The organism is Actinosynnema sp. ALI-1.44 (genome assembly GCF_001984155.1).
In the GTDB taxonomy this organism is placed as follows: domain Bacteria; phylum Actinomycetota; class Actinomycetes; order Mycobacteriales; family Pseudonocardiaceae; genus Kibdelosporangium.
Window position 1 is genome coordinate 435,958 of record NZ_MTQO01000046.1, and the last position, 18,828, is coordinate 454,785.

9 protein-coding genes are annotated in these 18,828 nt (G+C 69.6%); 3 read left to right on the forward strand and 6 right to left on the reverse strand.

Going from position 1 to position 18,828, the window contains the following annotated elements; translation table 11 throughout:
• Window positions 1-25 precede the first annotated feature (25 nt).
• From ALI144C_RS24900 to ALI144C_RS24915, 4 genes are read right to left on the reverse strand one after another with little or no spacing between them, the layout of a single operon-like run.
• Window positions 26-679 carry a hypothetical protein gene (locus ALI144C_RS24900; protein ID WP_076989532.1) on the reverse strand — a complete coding sequence of 218 codons (654 nt, stop codon included), beginning with the start codon at window positions 677-679 and terminating at the stop codon, window positions 26-28.
• A complete protein-coding gene (locus tag ALI144C_RS24905) occupies window positions 679-1,338 on the reverse strand; it encodes a glutathione S-transferase family protein (RefSeq protein WP_076989533.1) in 660 nt (219 codons plus the stop codon). Before ALI144C_RS24905 ends, ALI144C_RS24900 begins: the two co-directional genes overlap by 1 nt.
• A complete protein-coding gene (locus ALI144C_RS24910; RefSeq protein ID WP_076989534.1) occupies window positions 1,335-4,352 on the reverse strand; it encodes a type I polyketide synthase in 3,018 nt (1,005 codons plus the stop codon). Before ALI144C_RS24910 ends, ALI144C_RS24905 begins: the two co-directional genes overlap by 4 nt.
• A complete protein-coding gene (locus ALI144C_RS24915; RefSeq protein WP_168211339.1) occupies window positions 4,349-15,067 on the reverse strand; it encodes a type I polyketide synthase in 10,719 nt (3,572 codons plus the stop codon). The genes ALI144C_RS24910 and ALI144C_RS24915 overlap by 4 nt, the downstream gene beginning before the upstream one ends.
• Window positions 15,068-15,618: 551 nt before the next feature.
• Here ALI144C_RS24915 and ALI144C_RS57700 point away from each other — a divergent pair.
• Together ALI144C_RS57700 and ALI144C_RS57705 are read left to right on the forward strand one after the other, a co-directional pair.
• The gene (locus ALI144C_RS57700) at window positions 15,619-16,263 is read left to right on the forward strand and encodes a DUF3253 domain-containing protein (RefSeq protein WP_083753352.1); all 645 of its coding nucleotides are present in this window, start codon (window positions 15,619-15,621) and stop codon (window positions 16,261-16,263) included.
• Between the two features lie 44 nt (window positions 16,264-16,307).
• Window positions 16,308-16,652, forward strand: a complete 345-nt coding sequence (locus tag ALI144C_RS57705; RefSeq protein WP_076989536.1) for a cryptochrome/photolyase family protein — start codon at window positions 16,308-16,310, stop codon at window positions 16,650-16,652.
• Between the two features lie 612 nt (window positions 16,653-17,264).
• On the opposite strand, the gene ALI144C_RS54615 is transcribed toward ALI144C_RS57705, so the two are convergent.
• Both ALI144C_RS54615 and ALI144C_RS54620 read right to left on the reverse strand, forming a co-directional pair.
• Window positions 17,265-18,053, reverse strand: a complete 789-nt coding sequence (locus tag ALI144C_RS54615; protein ID WP_143230842.1) for an arsenate reductase/protein-tyrosine-phosphatase family protein — start codon at window positions 18,051-18,053, stop codon at window positions 17,265-17,267.
• Complete coding sequence (locus ALI144C_RS54620) at window positions 18,050-18,508, reverse strand: DUF7134 domain-containing protein (protein ID WP_076989538.1); 459 nt, start codon at window positions 18,506-18,508, stop codon at window positions 18,050-18,052. Before ALI144C_RS54620 ends, ALI144C_RS54615 begins: the two co-directional genes overlap by 4 nt.
• A 154-nt stretch (window positions 18,509-18,662) precedes the next feature.
• On the opposite strand from ALI144C_RS54620, the gene ALI144C_RS57710 reads away from it, so the two are divergent.
• Window positions 18,663-18,797: a DUF6223 family protein gene (locus ALI144C_RS57710; protein ID WP_237774295.1), complete on the forward strand. Its 135-nt coding sequence runs from the start codon at window positions 18,663-18,665 to the stop codon at window positions 18,795-18,797.
• Window positions 18,798-18,828 lie beyond the last annotated feature (31 nt).

Sequence of the window (18,828 nt, forward strand, 5' to 3'; positions counted from 1 at the left end):
CTCCTCATCTGTGACGCAGGTCGGGTCAACGGTCCGAATCGGGCATCCGATCGCTGTTCACGCGGTGGACGACGATGGCGCCGTGGTCCCGGCTCGGTGGATCCGGGTAGTAGTTCTCGATGACGTGGTCGCGGTCCGGCACGGTGTATCCGAAGCTCTGGTACATCGCCAGCAGCGGGTCCAGCAGGGAACCGGCGAGCGTGCCGAAGGCGTAGTCCCGAGCGTCGATCTCCCCGTATCTGCGGCAGTAGCCGTCGTAGCCGGGAATCTTCGCGCCTGCCAGGACGTAGTCCAGCCCGAGGCGGGCGGCCAGCTCGACCGGTGTCCGCATCATCACCTGGTAGGCGCTGCCGCCGCGTGCGGAGCGCAGCAGTGAGCCCGCCACCAGGTAGAAGGCGTTGGCGTTGGCCATATCGATCGGCGGGTAGAAGCCGTCAGCCGTGACGACGTCCCAACTGCTCAGCCGGGACACCTCGGTGGGGTCGTAGCGCATCGGGAAACCCATGAGCGTGCCGACGACATCGCCGTCCTGCTCGAACAGCCAGAACCCCTCCCCGAAGGCGCGCAGTCGCGCCAGGAGTTGTTCCTCGGTGGCTCGTTGCGAAGGCTCCCAGTCACTTTCCACCACGAGGATGGCCGCCAGGTCGTTCTCGGTCGCCTGCCGCGCCACGACCACCATCAGTTCGCCCTCTCCAGCACCCTGCCGACCCGCTGCCAGGTGGGCCGGGTGCTGACGCGCTGCCACCACGCGGCGAGGTTCGGACGGTCGGTCACCAGATGGCCGTGCCGGGAGGCGAACAAGTAGTTCAGGTACGGCAGCCACGTGCACTCGGCGAGCGAGAACTCCGCGCCCGCCAGGAACTCCTGGGTGGCCAGTGCGGTGTCCACGATGTCGAAAGCCCGTTCCAGGTGCGCGCGGGCGGCGGCTCCCGCGTCCTGCGGCGGCGGTGGGTACAGGCCGCCCGCGTCGCTGGCTCGGAGGATGTCGTAGACCGGACCCGCGCGGACGATCTCCCAGACGGGACCGCTCACCTCGCACTGTTCCACACTGATCCACTGCTCCATCAACCCTCGCGCCCGCAGGTCGGCCGGGGTCAGCGAGGGACCCGGCAGCCGCTGGTCGAGATAGCGGATGATCGCCCGCGACTCGTACAGCACGAAACCGTCGTCGTCGAGGACCGGGATCTCCCCGAACGGCTGCCGGGCGAGGTGCTCCGGCGCCTTGTCCTCGCCCTTGAGCGGGTCGACCTCGACCAGTTCGGGTTCCTGGCCTTTCTCCGCGAACACCATCAGCACTTTCTGGGTGACCGAGCTGATGGCGGATCCGTAGACCTTCATGGCGCGTCCTTCGTCGTAGTCCGCTCGCGCAGCAGAGCGAGCATGTAGTGGGTGATCGCTCGTGGAGTGGGGTGTTCGAACACGAGGGTGGCCGGGATCGGCAGGCCGGTCCGGTTGACCAGTTCGTGCCGCAACTGCACCGCCATCAGCGAGTCCATGCCCAGCATCGTGAGCGCGGTCTCGGCGGGGACCTCTTCCGCGCCGGTCAGGCCCAGTACCGTGGCGGCGTCAGCGCACACGGCTCGCTCGATGACATCAAGCTGTTGCGCGGCAGGCAAAGCGGCCACGGCGTCAGGCCAGTCCGTCGGAGTCGGCGTGGTGGAGACCGGTGCGCTCGGGGGGCGCCCGGACAGCCAGTAGCGCTGGCGGCGCCAGGGATAGCCGGGCAACGAGACGACCCGCCCGTGCGGATGCAGGCTGGCCATGTCCAGTGAGTGGCCGAGCGTGTACAGCCGTGCCAACGATCTGAGGACGGCGGGCAGTTCGGCGCTGTCCCTGCGGAGGGTCGGCACGACCGCGCCCCGCACGCTGCCGTCGTCCAGGCAACGGTCGATGTGTCGCGCCAGGACCGCGTGGGGCGCCACTTCGACGAAGACGCGGTACCCGGCGTTGACGGCGGCGCCCACCGCGTCGGCGAACCGCACTGGCTCGCACAGGTTCGCCGCCCAGTAACCGGAGTCCAACCGCGTACCCTCGACCTGCTTGCCGTGCACGGTGCTGAACATCGGACAGGTCGTCGGACGGCAGCCGATGTCGCTGATCTCGCGCCCGAGTTCCTCGGCCAACGGCACCATGGCCGGCGAATGGAAGGGGTAGTCGCCAGGCAGCCGACGGCACGGCACGCCGTGTCCGCGCAACTCCTCGACCGCCCGACCGATCGCCTCGGCCGGACCGGAAAGGACAGTGGAGCCGCTGTCGTTGATCGCGGCGACAGCGACAGCGTCGGGTTCCTTCAGCATCGCGCGCACATCGTCGGCGGACGCGGTGACCGCCACCATGCCGCCCGAACGGTTCGCCCGAGCCGAGATCCGGCTTCTGGTCGCGACGAGACGAGCGGCGTCGGGAAGGGGCAGCGCCCCTGCCACGTGCGCCGCGGCGACCTCTCCGACGCTGTGGCCGATGACGGCGCCTGGCCGGACACCCCATTGCGCCAACAACGCGCTCAACGCCACCTGGATGCCGAAGAGGATCGGTTGCAGCACCTCGGTGTCGGCCAGCCGTGACGACTCGGCGGGCGCCATCAGTTCCCGTGTCAGGGAAAAGGTCGTGTGCTCCCCCACGAGCTTGTCGCATTCCGCGAACACCGTGGCGAACCCCGGCTCGGCCGCAAGCAGTTCGCGGCCCATGCCGATCCACTGCGTGCCCTGACCGGAGAACACGAAGACCGGGCTCGGCTCAGGCCCGGCCTTGGTCCCGGCTCTCGAATCGTCGGCGAAGGCACGCAGGGCACCGGTCAGTTCCGCCGCCGACGTACCCACTGCCGCCCATCGCCACTCATGGCTGTCACCGCGTAACCCGGCGGTGTACGCGATGTCGCGCACCGCTGACGGTTCCTGCTCCAGACGGTCCGCATAAGCCGACGCCAGTGCGCTGAGCGCCTCCTTGGACCGGGCAGCCAACGGCAGGAGTACCGGCTTGGTCACCGGTTCGCGCGACGCTGCCGGTGGGGCCTCGGCGAGCAGGAGGTGCGCGTTCGTGCCGCTCATCCCGAACGAACTGACGCCTGCCAGGGTCGTGCCGGTTGGCCAGTCGGTGGCGTCCCGCCGGATGACGAACGGGGTGCCGTCCAGCCGGATCCTGGGGTTCACCGTGGTCAGGTGCACGTTGCCCGGAATCCTCCTGTGCTGGAGGACCAGCACCGCCTTGATCAGGCCCGCCACGCCCGCGGCGGCCTCCAGGTGGCCGATCTGGGTCTTCACCGCGCCGAGTACGCACGCGGAGCCGTCGCCACGAGACGCGCCGAACACGTCGGTCAACGCTTCGAACTCGAGCGGGTCGCCGAGCGCGGTGCCGGTGCCGTGTGTCTCGACGAATCCGACGTCATCCGCCTGAGCACCCGCGTCGGCGAGTGCGTGGCGGAGCAGGTCGCTCTGGGCCGCGGGGTTCGGCACGGTCAGCCCGGCGGACCGGCCGTCGGAGTTGACCGCCGACCCGCGGATCACCGCGTGGACCCGGTCTCCGTTGGCGAGCGCGTCACCGAGCCGTTTGAGCACGACCACACCGGCGCCCTCTCCGCGCACGAACCCGTTGGCGCGTGCGTCGAACGTGCGGCACCGCCCGTCAGGGGACAGCGCCTGGAGGTCCGCGACCACGTCGGTCACGAAGTCGTCGAGGATGAGATTGACCCCACCGGCCAGAGCCAGGTCGCTTTCGCCGTCACGGAGGCTGCGCATGGCGAGGTGTGCCGCGACGAGCGAAGACGAACAGGCCGTGTCCACAGCCAGGCTGGGGCCGCGCAGACCGAGCAGGTAGGACAACCTGCCGGGCCCGAACGCGTGCGCTGTCCCCGTGCCCGTGTAGCTGTCCCGGCCGCCTGAGCGTGCGGCGTGCAACAGGTAGTCGTTGGTACTCATGCCGATGAACACACCTGTGCTGGTGCCGTTGAGCCGCCGCAGCGGTGTTCCGGCGTCCTCCAGCGCTTCCCAGGCCACCTCCAGCAGCAGTCGTTGCTGCGGATCGAGCCGTTCAGCCTCAGGTGCGGGGATGCCGAAGAACTCCGCGTCGAACGAGTCGACCGAGTCCAGGTAGGCCGCCAGACGAGTGGTCTCCGTGCCCGGATCGTCGGCCGCGCGCCGGGGCGGCGGCAATTCGGTCACCGCGTCCACACCCTCGTCCAGCAGTCGCCAGTAGGCGGCGGGATCGTCGGCACCGCCGGGAAACCGGCAGCCCATACCGACGATGGCGATCGGTTCGTGCCGGTCGCGCCGGAGCCGTTCCAGCTCGCCCTCCATGTCGCGCAGCGCGGTGGCCGCCGCGACCAGGCGGGCGCGGTAGACGGATTCGACCTCGCTCATGGGCGGATCCCCTTGGTGGTCCGGCTGACCGAGTCGTCGATCAACGCCAGCAGTTCGTCCACACCGGCACCGGCCAGATCCGACTCCGGCTCGGTCGGCACGGCCAGGTCCAGCAGGTGCTCGGCCAGCGACGCGACTGTCGGCGCGGTGAACAGCAGGGTGACAGGCAGCCTCAGGCCGAGGGCCGCTTCGAGCCGGTTGCGCAGTTCCAGTGCCATCAGTGAATCCACGCCGAACGTGGTGAACGGCACCGAGCGGTCGACGGTGTCCGGCTCCAGTTGCACGACCTGGCCGAGTTGACCGCGCACCAGTTCCTCGATCAACCTGAGCCGCTCGTCCGGCGCGGCGGCGGCGAGCCGATCGGTGAACCGCGAGTCCGCGACGGGGTTTCTCCCGCCCTGCCCCACGTCGGTGAACAACGAGGAACGCGCCAGTGCCGGGTAGAACTCCAGCCACTGCCGGAAGTCCACGTCGACGGCGGCGACATGGGTCAGATCGCCACCGAGCAGTCGGCCGAGGATGTCGGTGCCTTGCCGGGGTGTCAACGCGCCGATCCCTCGACCGGCCAGCCTGCGGCCCGCGTCGGCGCGGTCGGCCATGTGTCCCGCCTCGGCGAACAGTCCCCAGTCCACGCACAACGCGGGCAGGCCCATGCCGCGGCGCAACCGGGCCAGCGCACCGAGGAAGGCGTTCGCCGCCGCGTAGTTGGCCTGCCCCGGGGAACCGAGCAGCGTCGCCGCGGAGGAGTACAGCACGAAGTGGTCCAAGTGCCGGTTCTTGGTCAGCTCGTGCAAGTTCCACGCGCCGGACACCTTGGGCGCCATGACGCGGTCGAAGCATTCCACGTCGAGTTCGGCGACCGTGCGGTCGTCCAGCACCATCGCCGCGTGCACGACACCGCGCAGCGGGGGCATCCGGCGGTCGACGTCGGCGAACACCGACGCCAACGCGGCCCGATCGGTGACGTCCGCGCGCATGGTCAGCACGGTCGCGCCGCTCCCGCGGATGTCTTCGATGGCCGCGTTCGCCTCGGTGCCTGGCGCGCCGCGGCCCAGCAGCACCAGATGGGTGGCCCCGTGGTCAACGAGCCAGCGCGCCAGGTCGATGCCGAGCCCACCGAGGCCGCCCGTGATCAGGTACGTACCCGCGCCGAACTCCGGTTCCGCTGCCGGGGCGTCGAACACAGCGGGCTCCACGCGGGAGGCGTGCCGTCCGGAGGCACGCAGAGCGACCTCGTCTTCGCCGTCGACGCCCAGTTCGGCGAGCAGCGCCCCGGCCGCGAGCTCCGGCGTCCAAACCGGGTCGAGGTCCACTCGGACGGCGGCCAGTTCGGGGTGTTCGACGCTCAGCGTGCGGGCCAGGCCCCAGAGCGGGGCCTGCGCCACGCGAACAGGACCGATCTCGTCCCCGACGGCCTGTGCTCCCTGAGTCACGAGCCACAGCCGCGGCGTGTCCGGTAGCCGCGTGCCTACGATGGTTCGCGCCACGTCCAGTGTGCCTGCCACCCGGTGCCCGTCGGCCATCAACGTGTCGGCGGTCGTTGCCGCACTGGTGGCAATGTCCAGAGTGGTCAGATCGACCACTCCGGCGATGCCACCGCCGGACAGCGCGTCGTGCAGGTTCTCTGGTGTGGTCAACGAGCAGGACGCGCCTCGTGCACGTAGTCCTTCCGCCAAGGCGGTACCGACACCGCCCGCATCGGCAAGCACGACCCAACGGCCGGTGACGTCCTCATGGGACGGTCGGTCGACTCGCGGCCAGCCCACCCGCAACAGCCAGTCGGCGTAGGGCTGCCGTCCCGGCAGCCTGCGGACCTCCAGCCCTTCCACCTCGATCAGGACCTCGCCCTGCTCGTCGACGATCACCAGGTCACCCGCGTCCGCTCCCCCGGGGTCGAGACGAACGCGCACCCACACCTGGTCGCCTGGTGTCCGGTGCAGACGCAACCGCCGGACTGCGACCGGTGTCAGAGCGATTCCTCGCGCCACCTGTCGTTGGTCGATGAGCACGCCGCCCAGCAGCTGGAAACACGCGTCGAGCAATGCGGGGTGACAGCGGTGGTTCGTGGCGTCGACCGGCAGTCTGACGTGCCCGCCACCCTCCTCATCACCTATCCAGAGGGCGGTGACGCCCCGGAACGCGGGCCCGTACTCCAGTGCTCGCTCCTCGCAGGCGGTGTAGTGACCGTCCGCGTCCACTTCGGACGTACACCGTTCTCGCAGCGGCGCGGGCGGTTCGGGTGGAGGCGGTTGCGATGCGACGGTTCGGGCGTTGCCGTTCACCCACCGCGTCCAGTCCTCCTCCGCCGTGGCGCGGCCGAACAGCTGGAACGCCACCCGGCCTCGCTCCTCCTCTGTCACCACGAACTGGACCTGGTGCGGGCTGTCTTCGCTCAGCACGGCCATCCGTTCGAACCCGACGTCCTCCAGTTCCCACTCGGGGCCCAGTGCGGCCAACGCCATTTCGACGCTGGCCGTCGCGGGCAGCACCACCGCGCCGTCGATACGGTGGTCGGTCAGGTAGGCCGGTTCCTCCGCGCTCAGTTCTCCATGCCATACACGCGTTGCCTGCCCGGCGATCTGCAGCGGAGCGCCAAGCAACGGATGACCGCCCTCGTGCCGGGATGGCACCCGCCGCCGGTCTATCCAGTACCGTTCCCGCTGCCACGCATAGGTGGGCAACGCGGTGGTCCGTCCGGCCGGGTAGAGAGCAGACCAGTCCACGGACGCGCCGAGAACGTACAGGGCACCCAATGATTCCAGCAGCACACGCCGTTCGCCGTGCTCGCGCCGCAGCGAGGGCAACGCCACACCGCCCTCGTCCTCGATCGCGGGCAACAGGATCGGATGTGGGCTGAGTTCGAGGAAAACCGTGCTCTCGTCGGCGATCAACGGCTCGATCGCGTCGGCGAAGAGCACGGGCGAGCGCAGGTTACGCACCCAGTAGCCGGGATCGAGGTCATCGCCGGCACCCAGTCGCGCCGTCACCGTCGAGTACATCGCAGTGACCAACGGTCCCGGTTCGATGCCGTCGAGTTGCCGCAGCAGTTCGTCGGTCAACGGGTCGACCTGGGGACTGTGCGAAGCGACGTCCACTTTGATCCGGCGGCAGAAGACACCGGACGCGGTCAGCTCGGCCACCACCCGGTCCATCTCGCCCGCGTCCCCGGCGAACACAGTCGTTCGGCTGCTGTTGCTCGCGGCCACCGAGACGCCGGGACGCCCGCTGAGCACTCGTTCCAGCTCAGGGCGGGGCAACTCGGCCACCGCCATCGTGCCCTGACCGCTCAGCCTGCGCAGCAACCTGCTTCGGCGGCAAATGATCCGAGCCGCGTCGGCAAGGCTCAGCGCCCCAGCCACGTGCGCGGCCGCGACCTCGCCCATGCTGTGGCCGACCACCGCGTCCGGGGACACACCCCAGGAGCGCCACAGCGCGGCGAGTCCGACCGACACGGCGAAGAGCACCGGCTGGATCACGTCGATGCCTGCCGGGCTACCGGCCAGTTCGTCGATCACCGACCAGCCCGTCTCCCGGCGGATCGCGGTGTCACAGCGCTGCACGGCCTCCCGGAACACCGGTTCGTCCGCCAGCAGCTCACGGCACATGCCGAGCCACTGGGAACCCTGCCCGGGGAAGACGAACACCACTCTCGGCGGGCTCTGCCTGCCGGTGGCCGTCTCGATCCGGCGGACAGCGGAGGAATCGGCCACGAACGCGGCGCGGTGCCTGTGGTGCTCCCTGCGCACGGCCGCGGTGTGCGCGAGGTCGGCGAGCCCGCTGCCGTCGGCCAGCAGCGGCCGGTAGGCCTCGGTCAGCTCAGCCAGAGCGACCGGATCACCGGCTGAGACAGGCACGACGAAGACGTCCGCGTCCTCAGCCGCCGTACCGGTTGCCGCCGGTGCCTCTCCGACGATCACGTGGGCGTTGGTTCCGCTGATGCCGAAGGAGCTGACCCCGGCCAGCCGGGGACGGGTCGCCGTGGCGGGCCACGGCACGGGACGGGTCGCCAGCGTGAGGGCCGTCTCGTCGAGTTCGATGCGTGGGTTCAGCGTTCGGAAGTGCAGGTTGGCGGGGATTCGTTCGTGTCGCAGCGCGAGCACGATCTTGATGAGCCCGGCCACGCCGGCGGCTGCCTCCAGGTGCCCGATGTTGGTCTTGACCGCGCCGAGCACGCACACCGAGCCGTCGGCGCGAGGTCTGCCGACGACGTCGGTGAGGGCCGCGATCTCGACAGGATCACCCAGCGGGGTGCCGGTACCGTGGGTCTCGACGTAGCCGATGTCCTCTCCGGACACCTGTGCATCGTGAACGGCCTGGCGCAGCAACGACTTCTGCGCGGACACGTTGGGCGCGGTGATGCCGGAGGAGCGTCCGTCGGAGTTGACCGAGGAGCCCCGGATCACCGCGAGGACCGGGTCGCCCGCGGCCTCGGCGTCCGAAAGCCTCTTCAGGACGAGCATTCCACACCCCTCGCCGCGTACGTAGCCGTTGGCGTGGGAGTCGAACGTCCGGCAACGGCCGTCAGGCGACAACGCCCCGGAGGTGACCAACATGCCGGTCATGTCCGGGTCGAGCATCAGGTTCACCCCGCCCGCCAGCGCCATCTCGCTCTCGCCGTCTCGCAGGCTCCGGCACGCCAGGTGCACCGCCACCAGTGAGGACGAGCAGGCCGTGTCGACGGTCATGCTCGGGCCTTGGAGGTCGAACTGGTAGGACAGCCTTCCCGCCGGGAAGGAATGTCCGTTGCCTGTCACCGTGTAGATGTCGCGGTTCGAGGTGCTCACCCGGTCGTAGTCGTTGACCACCACGCCCACGAACACGCCGGTGCGCGAACCGGCGAGGCTGCTCGGCCGCACCCCGCCGTCTTCCAGGGCTTCCCACAGGACCTCCAGCAGCAGGCGCTGTTGCGGGTCCATCGCCTTGGCCTCCCGTGGCGTGATGCCGAAGAACGCCGCGTCGAAACCGTCCACAGCGGGCAAGAACGCGCCCCAGCGCGCGGCGCCGTCCTGGGCGCCTGTGTGTGCCCAACGCTGGGCCGGGACCTCGGTGACCGCGTCGGTGCCCTCGTCGAGCAACCGCCAGAACTCAGCGGGGCCGGAGGCACCCGGCAGGCGGCAGCCCATGCCGATGATCGCGATCGGCTCTGCCGCCCGCCCGGTGACGGTGGGGGCCGCCTCGCGCGGCGCGGGCTCGGCCAAGTGCAGCTCACCGAGGAGGTGCTCGGCGAGCGCGGCGATCGTGGCGTGCTGGAAGGTCACGGTCGCCGACAACCGCACTCCCAGCGTGGACTCCAGGCGGTTGCGTAGTTCCACCGCCATCAGGGAACCCAGCCCGAGTGCGTTGAAGGTGCTCAGCCGGTGCAGGCGGGACGGATCCTCCTGCAGGGTGAGAGCGAGCTGCAGGCGGAGGTGCTCCTCCAGCAACCCGGGCCGGTCGGCCACGTCCGCCGCGGCGAACTCCCGCGGGGTCGACGAAGCCCGGATGACCTGGCGCTGCGGCTGGACCTGGGACAGCGTCGGCAGGTCCGCGGCACTCGGATGTGATTCGTACCAGTGCCTCAGGTTCAGGTCGAGTACCGCGATCTCGTCGACCTCGGCCGTGAGGGCGCGCCCCAGGGCCAGCGCCACGTCCGGCGCCGCGACCGCGCCGAGTCCCCGCGCCGCCAGGTCCTCCGGTGCGATGCTCACGTGCAGGCCCGGCAGGCCCAGTGCCCGCCGGTGACGGACGAGCGCGGCCGCGACCGCACTGGATGCCGCCACCGCCGGCTGCCCTGGATGGCCGAACAGCCCGGAGGCCGGGGAACACACCACGAACAGGTCAAGCGAATGGTCGAGCGTGCGTTCGTGCAGCGACTGCGCGACTGTGTCGTCGACGCAGACGATCCCGCTCAGCGGTGGGCCGGACCGGTTGAGGTCAGTGACATGCCCGAGCGCGTTCTCCGACGTTGCCCGCACGATGTGCCGCGCACCGCGTGCGAGCATCCATTCGGTCACCGCGGGGCCGAGCTGTTCGTGATCACCGACGACGAGGTAGGTCACGTCCTCACGCAGCCGCACCGAATCCTCGGCCAGGCGCAACGGCACCAATCGGGCCACCCGTCGCCGATCGCCGATCGCGAGGTCGCGCTCGCCGTCGGGACCGAGAACCTCATCAGCCAGCCGCGCCACCTCACCCGCCTGGGCGACCGCGCCGAGTTCGACCCTGGCGCACGTCATCTCCGGGTGTTCCAGTGCCAGCGTCCGGCCGAGGCCCCAGAGCGCCGCGGATCTCACCGACTCCGGCCGCTCACCCACGGCGCGGGCCACCAGCCACAGCCTCGGTACTTCCCGGGTGGCCAGCGCGAGCAGGGTCCGCGCCACCTGGGGTACGGACGCGGCGTCGATCCCGACGCACACCAGTCCGGCGACGGCGTCCTTTCCCGCCAGTGTCTGCTCGAGATTCCGGACGGAGGCCACGAGGCAAGCGTGTCCTCGTGCACGCAGTTCCTCGGCCAGCGGGCCGCCGATGCTCTCGTCCCCCGCCACCACCACCCAGTAGCCCTCTGGTGCGGGCTCGGTGTCGTCCCTCTCGGCGGACCGCAGCTGAAGGGTGTACAGGCGATCCGCCAGCGGGTCCCGTTCCTCCTCGGCCGGTGGGTGCGTGGCGCTGAGCCAGTGCCGTTCTCGCTGCCACGGGTAGGCGGGCAAAGCGACGACCCGTTCGGTGCCGTCGAACATCCGCCCGAAACGGAGTTCGCACCCTTGGGTGTGCAGGGATCCCGCTGCGCGCAGCAGCGATTCGCGCTCGTCTGCCGCTCGGTGCAGCGACGCCACCGCCATGCCGGACGCAGGCAGGCAACGACGCAGGTGTTCCCGCAGCACCGGATGTGGCCCGATCTCCAGGAAAGCTCGATGACCGTCCGCGGCGGCGGACGCGACCGAAGCGGCGAACTGCACTGTGGCGCGGATGTTGCGCGCCCAGTACTGCGCGTCCAGTTCTGTTCCCTGTACTCGCCTACCGGTCACGGTGCTGTACATCGGGATGTCGCCCGCTCGTGGTGTGAGGTCACCCAGCAGGCGGGCCATTTCGCGCCGGGCGTCCTCCATCAGCGGGCTGTGGAAGGCGTGCGCGACGCGCAGCCGGCGCCACGACACCCCGTCTTTCTCCAGTCGTGCGACGAGCTCCTCCACCGTCGCGGCCGCACCGGAGACAACCACCGAGCCCGGATCGTTCACTGCCGCGATGGCGAGCTGGTCCGGGTGCTCGCTGATCAGCTCGGCCGCCGCCGTCTCCGGCAGGTCCACCGCGACCATCGCACCGGGGCCGGTGGCTCGTCGCATCAGGTCGCCGCGCAGGTGGACCAGGTTGATCGCCTCGGGAAGGGAAAGGGCTCCCGCGACGTGCGCCGCGGCGATCTCCCCCACGCTGTGACCGAGCACGGCGGCCGGGAACACACCCCATGACTGCCACAGCCGGGCCAGCGCCACTTCGACCGCGAACAGCGCCGGTTGGGCGATCTCGGTGCGGCTCAGCCTGCTTGTCTCGGACGGCCGGGCCAGCTCCTCGGTGACCGACCAGCCGGCCAGCGGAGCCAGCAGCTCGTCGCATTCCTGGATGACCGCGCCGAACACCGGCTCTTCGGCGAGCAACTGCCTGCCCATGCCCGGCCATTGCGACCCCTGTCCCGCGAAGACGAACGCCACGCCCGGTGGCTCCCCCGGCGCCACGTGGCCTGCCGAGACGCCAGTCACCACCTGTCCCGTCTCGGCCGCGCGCAGCGACGCGACCAGCTCGGTGCGGCTGCGGGCCGTCACCGAGATCCGGTGCTCGTGGTGTGTGCGACGAACAGCGGCGGTGTAGCAGATGTCCCGCAGCCGGAGACCGTCGTCGGCCTCGACCAGGTCAGCGGTCAGGCGAGCCGTCTCCCGTGCGGCCTCCACCGACCGGCCGGACAGCACAAGCACCTGCGGGGTGTCCTGGTCGATGGGATGAACCCGTTGCCATGGAACGGAAAGTCCTCCTGCGTAGAGAGCGCCCAGCGCGGTGAACAACGTGTGCCGCCCGCGGTCGTCACGCCGCAGCGACGGCAGCACAGGCACACCGTGCTGCTGGATCGCCTCGCGGAGCACGGGATGGGGGTCCAGGCTGAGGAAGACGTCATGTCCGGCGGCACGCAGGAGCTCAACGGCGGCGGAGAACCGCCATGGCGTCCGTTCGGTGCTGATCCAATGCTCGGCGTCCAGGCTTTCGCCGTCCACAAGCCCGGCTGTGGCGGCGGAGTAGAACGGCAGACGGCAGGGGCGGTAGGTCAGCCCGGCCAGTTCGGTCCGCAACGTGGGCACAATGTCCTCGACGTACGGGCTGTGCGAAGCGTAACTGACCTCGATCTGCCCGCAGCGCACCGAGTTCGCGGTCAACTCGGCCATGATGCCGGTCACCGCTCGCTCCTCGCCGGAGATGACGGTGGAGGCCGGTCCCGCGACACCCGCGATCCACACCTGGTCGGCTCGCGTGTCCAGCAGTGCCACAGTGTCCGCTTCGGACAGAGCGACGACCGCCATCGCGCCCCGGCCGCGCAGTGTCCCCGCGACGCGGCTCCGCCTGCAGATGATCAGTGCGGCGGTGTCCAGGTCGATCGCGCCGGCGACGTGTGCCGCGGCGACTTCGCCCATGCTCACCCCGACCACCGCGTCAGGTTCGACACCCCAGGACCGCCACAGTGCGGTGAGCGCGACCTGCATGGCGAAAATCGCCGGTTGCACCAACTCGGTGACGTCAGTCCAGTCGCGTTCGGTGGTGAGCAACCGAACCAGGGAGAAGTCCACGTACGGGGCGAAGGCCGTTTCGCACGCGGCGACCGCGGCACGGAAGACCGGTTCGTCGCGCAGCAAGGCCGCCCCCATGCCGTACCACTGCGAACCCTGGCCGCCGTAGGAGAACACTGTTCTTCTCGGAGCGTCATACCGTCCGTGGAGAACGTTGGGAGCGTCGTTGCCCGCCAGAAAGGTGTCCGCAGCGGTCGTCAGCTCATGCCTGTCGCGGATGACCAGCGCGAGACGATGGGCGCGCTGCCGGTCCGCTGCGGCGGCCTGTGCGCACAGCTGGGAGATCGGCCGCGTGTCGCGCCGAATCGCGTCCAGGTTCGCGCGCAGTTCGTCCTCGGTGTCCGCCGACAGGGGCAGCAGTTCCACCGGGTCGTCGTCCGCGTCCGCGACCACGACGTGGCAGTTGGTGCCCCCGAAGCCGAAGGCGCTCACCCCGGCCAGCCGCTGCCCGGTGTTGTCGGCCGGCCAGTGCTCGCACTCACGGACCAGCCGAAGTCCCCAGTCCGAGAAGGGAATGAGGGGGTTCGGTTCGGTCAGCCCGGCCAATGGGGGAAGCATCCGGTGCCGAAGTGACAGCGCCACCTTGATCAGCCCGGCGATGCCCGCCGCCGCTTCGAGGTGGCCGATGTTCGCCTTGAGCGCCCCCAGTACCAGTGGCTGGCCGATGTGCGGGCGACTGTCGCACAGCACGGCGTGCAATGCGCCTGCTTCGATCGGGTCGCCGAGTTTTGTCCCGGTACCATGGGTTTCGACGTACTGGACGGAGCGCGGCAGGATCCCGGCGCGCTCGTAGGCCGCGCGCAGGACGTCTTCCTGTGCCTGTGGACTGGGTGCGGTCAGGCCGTTGCTGAAGCCGTCGTTGTTCATCGCACTGCCCAACAGGGCGCAGTAGATCGGATCGCCATCGGCGAGAGCGCGTGCCAACGGCTTCAGCACCACCACGCCGCCGCCCTCACCCCGGCCGTATCCGTCGGCTCGGGCGTCGAAGGCCTTCGACCTGCCGTCCGGGGCGAGCGCGCCCAGTTCGCGCAGCATGGTGAAGGTGTCCTCGGCCAGCATCAGGCTCACCCCGCCCACGACGGCGAGGTCGCACTCACCGTCGAGCAGAGCGCGAATCGCCAGGTGCACAGCGACAAGCGAGGAGGAGCAGGCGGTGTTGACCTGCAGGCTGGGACCGCGCAGGCCCAGCAGGTAGGACAGCCGTGCCGGGATGATGCTGAGGTCTCCGCCGGAGAGCGTGTGCTGGGAGATCAATCCCGGATCGGCTCGGATGCCTTCGCCGTACTCGCCCCACATCGCGCCGACGAACACCCCGGTGCGGCTGCCGCCGAGCGTGCCAGGCGGGATGCCCGCGTCCGCCAGGGCCTCCCACGCCAGTTCCAGTATCAACCGTTGCTGCGGATCGACGTGCGCCGCTTCCCTGGGCGACAGACCGAAGAAGGTCGCGTCGAACGCATCGATCCGGTCGAGGAAACCACCGCGTGCCGACGTGCCCGGCCACCGCCCGGCGGGCACGTCCCGAATCGCCATGGTGCCGGAACGCAGCAGCTCGCCGAACGCCCCCGGATCCGGTGCACCGGGCAACCGGCAGGACAGGCCGACGATCGCGATCGGTTCGTCGTGGTCCTGGCCCGCTCGAACTCCGCGCGCCGACGACGGGTCCGGTCCCACACCGGCTCCGGCCAGATGAGCCGCGAGCAGGGCCGGGCTCGGGTGGCGCCACGTGACTGTCGGCGAAATCGGCCGGTCCAGCAGCTCAGCCAATTCGGCGGCCAGCGCGGTCAGCGCCGACGAATCCATCCCGTGTTCGGCAAAGGGGGCGTCGGGATCGATTTCGTTCCGCGCTCCGGCGGAGAGACGCTCGACGATCCAGCCGCATAACTCACGGGCCGACCACGACGTACGCGTCATCATTTGCCCTTTCGTCAGCCGCGAAGCAAAGTGACCATTTTGGATGTGTTCACAATTGATCAAAGCCGCAGTCGCCCGGTGACTTTAGAATGATCGAACGCAGTCAAGCACCCGGCGCCCAAGGCGGCCGATGGTATAACAAAACCCGACGTCAACGACCGAGCCGGAAACGCCGCCGCCCCAAGGCGCGACAGCCGGACGACCGCAGTCGCATATTCCGATATGCTATACAGTGGACCAATTGACCTGTACGTGACTCAACACCGAGCCCGTACGCCTACACACCCCGACGTCAATATCAGACAACGCAGACAGTACTCGCCACATTGGCTGAGGTAACCGCCAGAAGTGTGATTCGTGGGATGTTCCGATCCGATGACCATTTGATTCGCGCCACCACGTGTCAACCCCCATGGCACATACTCGATCCAGGCTCCCAGCGAAGCTCTTGGGCGAGTGTTATGGCTCTCCTCGAAGGTGCGGGGTCCCGGCATCATGGGGTTGCTGGGCGACGTCGGGCGGGGTGAGCCGGTCGGTGGGACCCTGGTGGCATGACCGATCGGGCCGGGCCCCGGCAGGAACTGGAGCGGATTCGGGATGGTGACGGTCCTGGCGCGGACCAGGCCCGGATCGCGCTGACCGCCGAGGCCCTGGCCGAACGGCTGCGGGCCGCCATCCTTGCCTTGGCCAGCGCGCGGGGCGAGCACAGCAGCACGTGTCCGTCGGACGCGGCGAGGGCGGTGACCGAGGCCTGGCGTCCCGCGCTGTCCCAGACCCGGGACCTGGCCAGGGAACTCGCCCGGACCGGCCAGGTGCGGCTCACCCAGCGGGGCAACTGCTTGACCCCGACGGCGAGTGGCGGGGGCCGATCCGGATCCGGCTGCCGCGGCGCACGGATGGTTGAGCCGGACCGCACGCCGGACGGGCGCTTCATCGTGGTCGACGGCCGACGGTGGCGTGCGACGGACCCCGAGATCCCGGCGGAGGTGGCGGCCCGGTTGCGTAGCCTGCTGATGCGGGCGCGCCGGGATGTCGGCGCGGCCCGCCGCCGCCAGGACGCCACAGCGGAGCAGGAAGCCCGGACACGCGTGCACACCGCCAAAGTCGCCTTGGGCGAGCGCGGCACTCCGTGGTGGGATCAGGACTCCGCGGAGCGACGGCAACGCTGGCAGCACGGACTTGACGCGCTGAGCTGAGGGCTTACACGGCCGAAACCGTCGTCCGACCGCACAATGGAGCGATGACGACGGTCGACCCGGACGGTGAACCGGTCGGTGGCCGGTGGAACCTCGACAAGGACAACCGGGACCGTCCACCCCAACGGGCCACTTCGGACGTTCCTCGGCCGTATCGGCCGAGGGAGGACGAGATCGACGCCGAGGTCCGCGAACACCTGGACGCACTCGTCGCCGATGGCCGGATCGACCCCGTCGGCTGCGACGGCCCGCGACTGTTCGCGGCGTCCCACGACGAGGCACGGCGGGCATTGCGGAGATGCGTGGACACCAGATTGACCGGTGTGGTGGCCACCAAACCCTATCCGGCGGGCGGCGCCTACATCAACCGGATGAGCGACCACTGCTGACCCTGCGCGTACGACCCGGGCACCCGTCTCGGCAGCCACGCGTGTCCTTTCACCGCGGGCTACTGGACATTCCTTCACCGCAACGAACCGCGACTACGCGCCAACCACCGCATGGCTCAACCGTTGCGAGGCCTGCGCGGACTGTCCGATCTGGACGCAGTCGTCGAACAGGAACGCGACCGGCAGTCGTTCTAGCGGCTGCGTGTTCGGCGTGTCACCGGGACGATGACGGGTCATCGAAACGCTGGAGGAGACCCTCGACCTCCTCGCGTAGTTGTCTGATGTTCTCGGCTGCCCCGTCCAGGAGCTGCTGTTGCTCGTCGACGCGAACACGGAGGCGGGTGACCTCCTCGTGCCGATCGGCCGACAAGGCTGCATCCTCGATTCCACCATCTGTCACGGCAGATCCTCCCCACCTGGTCATCACACCTGCGGACGCAGACGACAGAGGACCAGTACCCGCAACCGCCCGGCAACGAAACCTGGGAACGGTCACCACAATGGTGAGCAATGAGGACCGTGAAACCAGCCTCGGCGGAGATCTTCCATGTCTCCGGTTCCTGACGTGCGGCGGGCCGCTCCGTCCGTCTACTGCGGCCAATCAGGGCGGGGTCATGACGCGCTCACCATCGTGACCAGACGGCTTACCCGGTGGGCGAGCTGCGCGAGGACGTCCTCGAAGATCTCGTCGGTGTCCACCGGGCCCGGATCGGGGACCGACCAGTGCACGGAGGCATCCCCCATTTCCTCGTACGCGTTGTCGCACACCACCACGACCAGGTCGTCCGGCCGGATGACGTCGTGCACGTGTGCCGTGTGGTCCCGCTCCAGGCGTAGACTGTGCCGGTCGGCGAGCGCGACCAGCCGGGGATTCAACCGCGAGCCGGGGTGTGTCCCGGCGGAACTGGCCGGGATCGCGCTGTGCTCGCTCCACACCGCCGCGGCCATGGGCGACCGCGCGGCGTTGCGAGTGCACACGAACACCACACGCGAGGCGATGATCCGCACGGCACCAGCGCCGTACTCCAGTTCAACAGTGACGCGGGTAGGACCGACGTGACGAATCACATTGGTGATCGACTCCTGCAGGATTCGGTACACGGCGCTGCCCACCCTCGCCGATCTGGCCGAGCCCTGGGCGCGGGGCGCGGCCGTCGGTGTCGTCGTGGAGCACGCCGAGGATGTGTCGAGGATGTGCGCGGTGACGCCCGACCTGACGTTGATGATGGAGATGGCGTGTGCGACGGTGCCCTGCACGTCGCGTGCGATCCTGAGCCGTTCCTCGCTGACCCGGGCTCGCGCTTCGTCCTCGCGGGTCCGTTCGGCCAGCTCGGCCCGTTTCAGTGCTTCGGTGGCGATGACTCTCCTGGAACGGACACTCTCGCCGAGGGCTGCGCTCATGACCGAAGCGCCGATTCGGAAGTACACCCAGCCGATGGCGGCCGGTGGTTCGATGTCGGTGGCTGCGCCAGCCAGCAGGCAGCCAGTACCACGATTCCCGCACCGGCCGCCATCAGCGAACGGTGCCCGTCGCCAAGCGCGGTGAGCGTGTAGATGGCCACGAACAGTCCGAGCCACCCCGGGCCGTCCGGGAAATCGAGAGCATAGTAAGCAATGCTGATGAGCGCGGTCACGACGAACACCGCGACGGGCCAGCGTCGGCGTACAGCCACGACCACACCGCTGGCGGCCACCAGCACGTACCCCAGATTCCCGAGGTCGGCGAGGGGACGCAGCACCAGCTCCCCGCTGTTGCGGACCACCGTGCCGTGCACCTGCATCACGGCCACGAACAGCGCCAACAGCACATCCTGCGTCCAGACCGGCGGACGGAGCGAAATGACGCCGTCCCACATGCCGCGATCATAGGTCTCCACGCGAAGGCACAACTCCCACCAGCGGCGCGGTCGGCTACGTCGAGAAGCGCGGTCCTGGGCGAATGGCGTACGTCGATCGTCGTAACCATTGCCACCCACAGGCAGAGGACAGACCCGAAGGCACAACGCGACGATGTTCGGCGCCGGACGGACCGTGCCCACCGTGGCAGCCGCGTTGGCGCTGATCAGCGTGATCGCCGGTGGACTGGCCCGGTCCCGCCGCACCGACCGTCACCGCGTCCAGCGCGCTTCGCAACAGGCCGAGTAGCGGCACGGCCGCCCACGCAGCGCCTTCCGCT

Bases quoted from the DNA above. Each gene is read 5' to 3' on its own strand.
- ALI144C_RS24900 (WP_076989532.1), bottom strand. From the start codon at position 679: ATGGTGGTCGTGGCGCGGCAGGCGACCGAGAACGACCTGGCGGCCATC.
- ALI144C_RS57710 (WP_237774295.1), top strand. From the start codon at position 18,663: ATGTTCGGCGCCGGACGGACCGTGCCCACCGTGGCAGCCGCGTTGGCG.
- ALI144C_RS54620 (WP_076989538.1), bottom strand. From the start codon at position 18,508: ATGTGGGACGGCGTCATTTCGCTCCGTCCGCCGGTCTGGACGCAGGAT.
- ALI144C_RS24910 (WP_076989534.1), bottom strand. From the start codon at position 4,352: ATGAGCGAGGTCGAATCCGTCTACCGCGCCCGCCTGGTCGCGGCGGCC.
- ALI144C_RS57700 (WP_083753352.1), top strand. From the start codon at position 15,619: ATGACCGATCGGGCCGGGCCCCGGCAGGAACTGGAGCGGATTCGGGAT.
- ALI144C_RS24915 (WP_168211339.1), bottom strand. From the start codon at position 15,067: ATGACGCGTACGTCGTGGTCGGCCCGTGAGTTATGCGGCTGGATCGTC.
- ALI144C_RS24905 (WP_076989533.1), bottom strand. From the start codon at position 1,338: ATGAAGGTCTACGGATCCGCCATCAGCTCGGTCACCCAGAAAGTGCTG.
- ALI144C_RS57705 (WP_076989536.1), top strand. From the start codon at position 16,308: ATGACGACGGTCGACCCGGACGGTGAACCGGTCGGTGGCCGGTGGAAC.
- ALI144C_RS54615 (WP_143230842.1), bottom strand. From the start codon at position 18,053: ATGAGCGCAGCCCTCGGCGAGAGTGTCCGTTCCAGGAGAGTCATCGCC.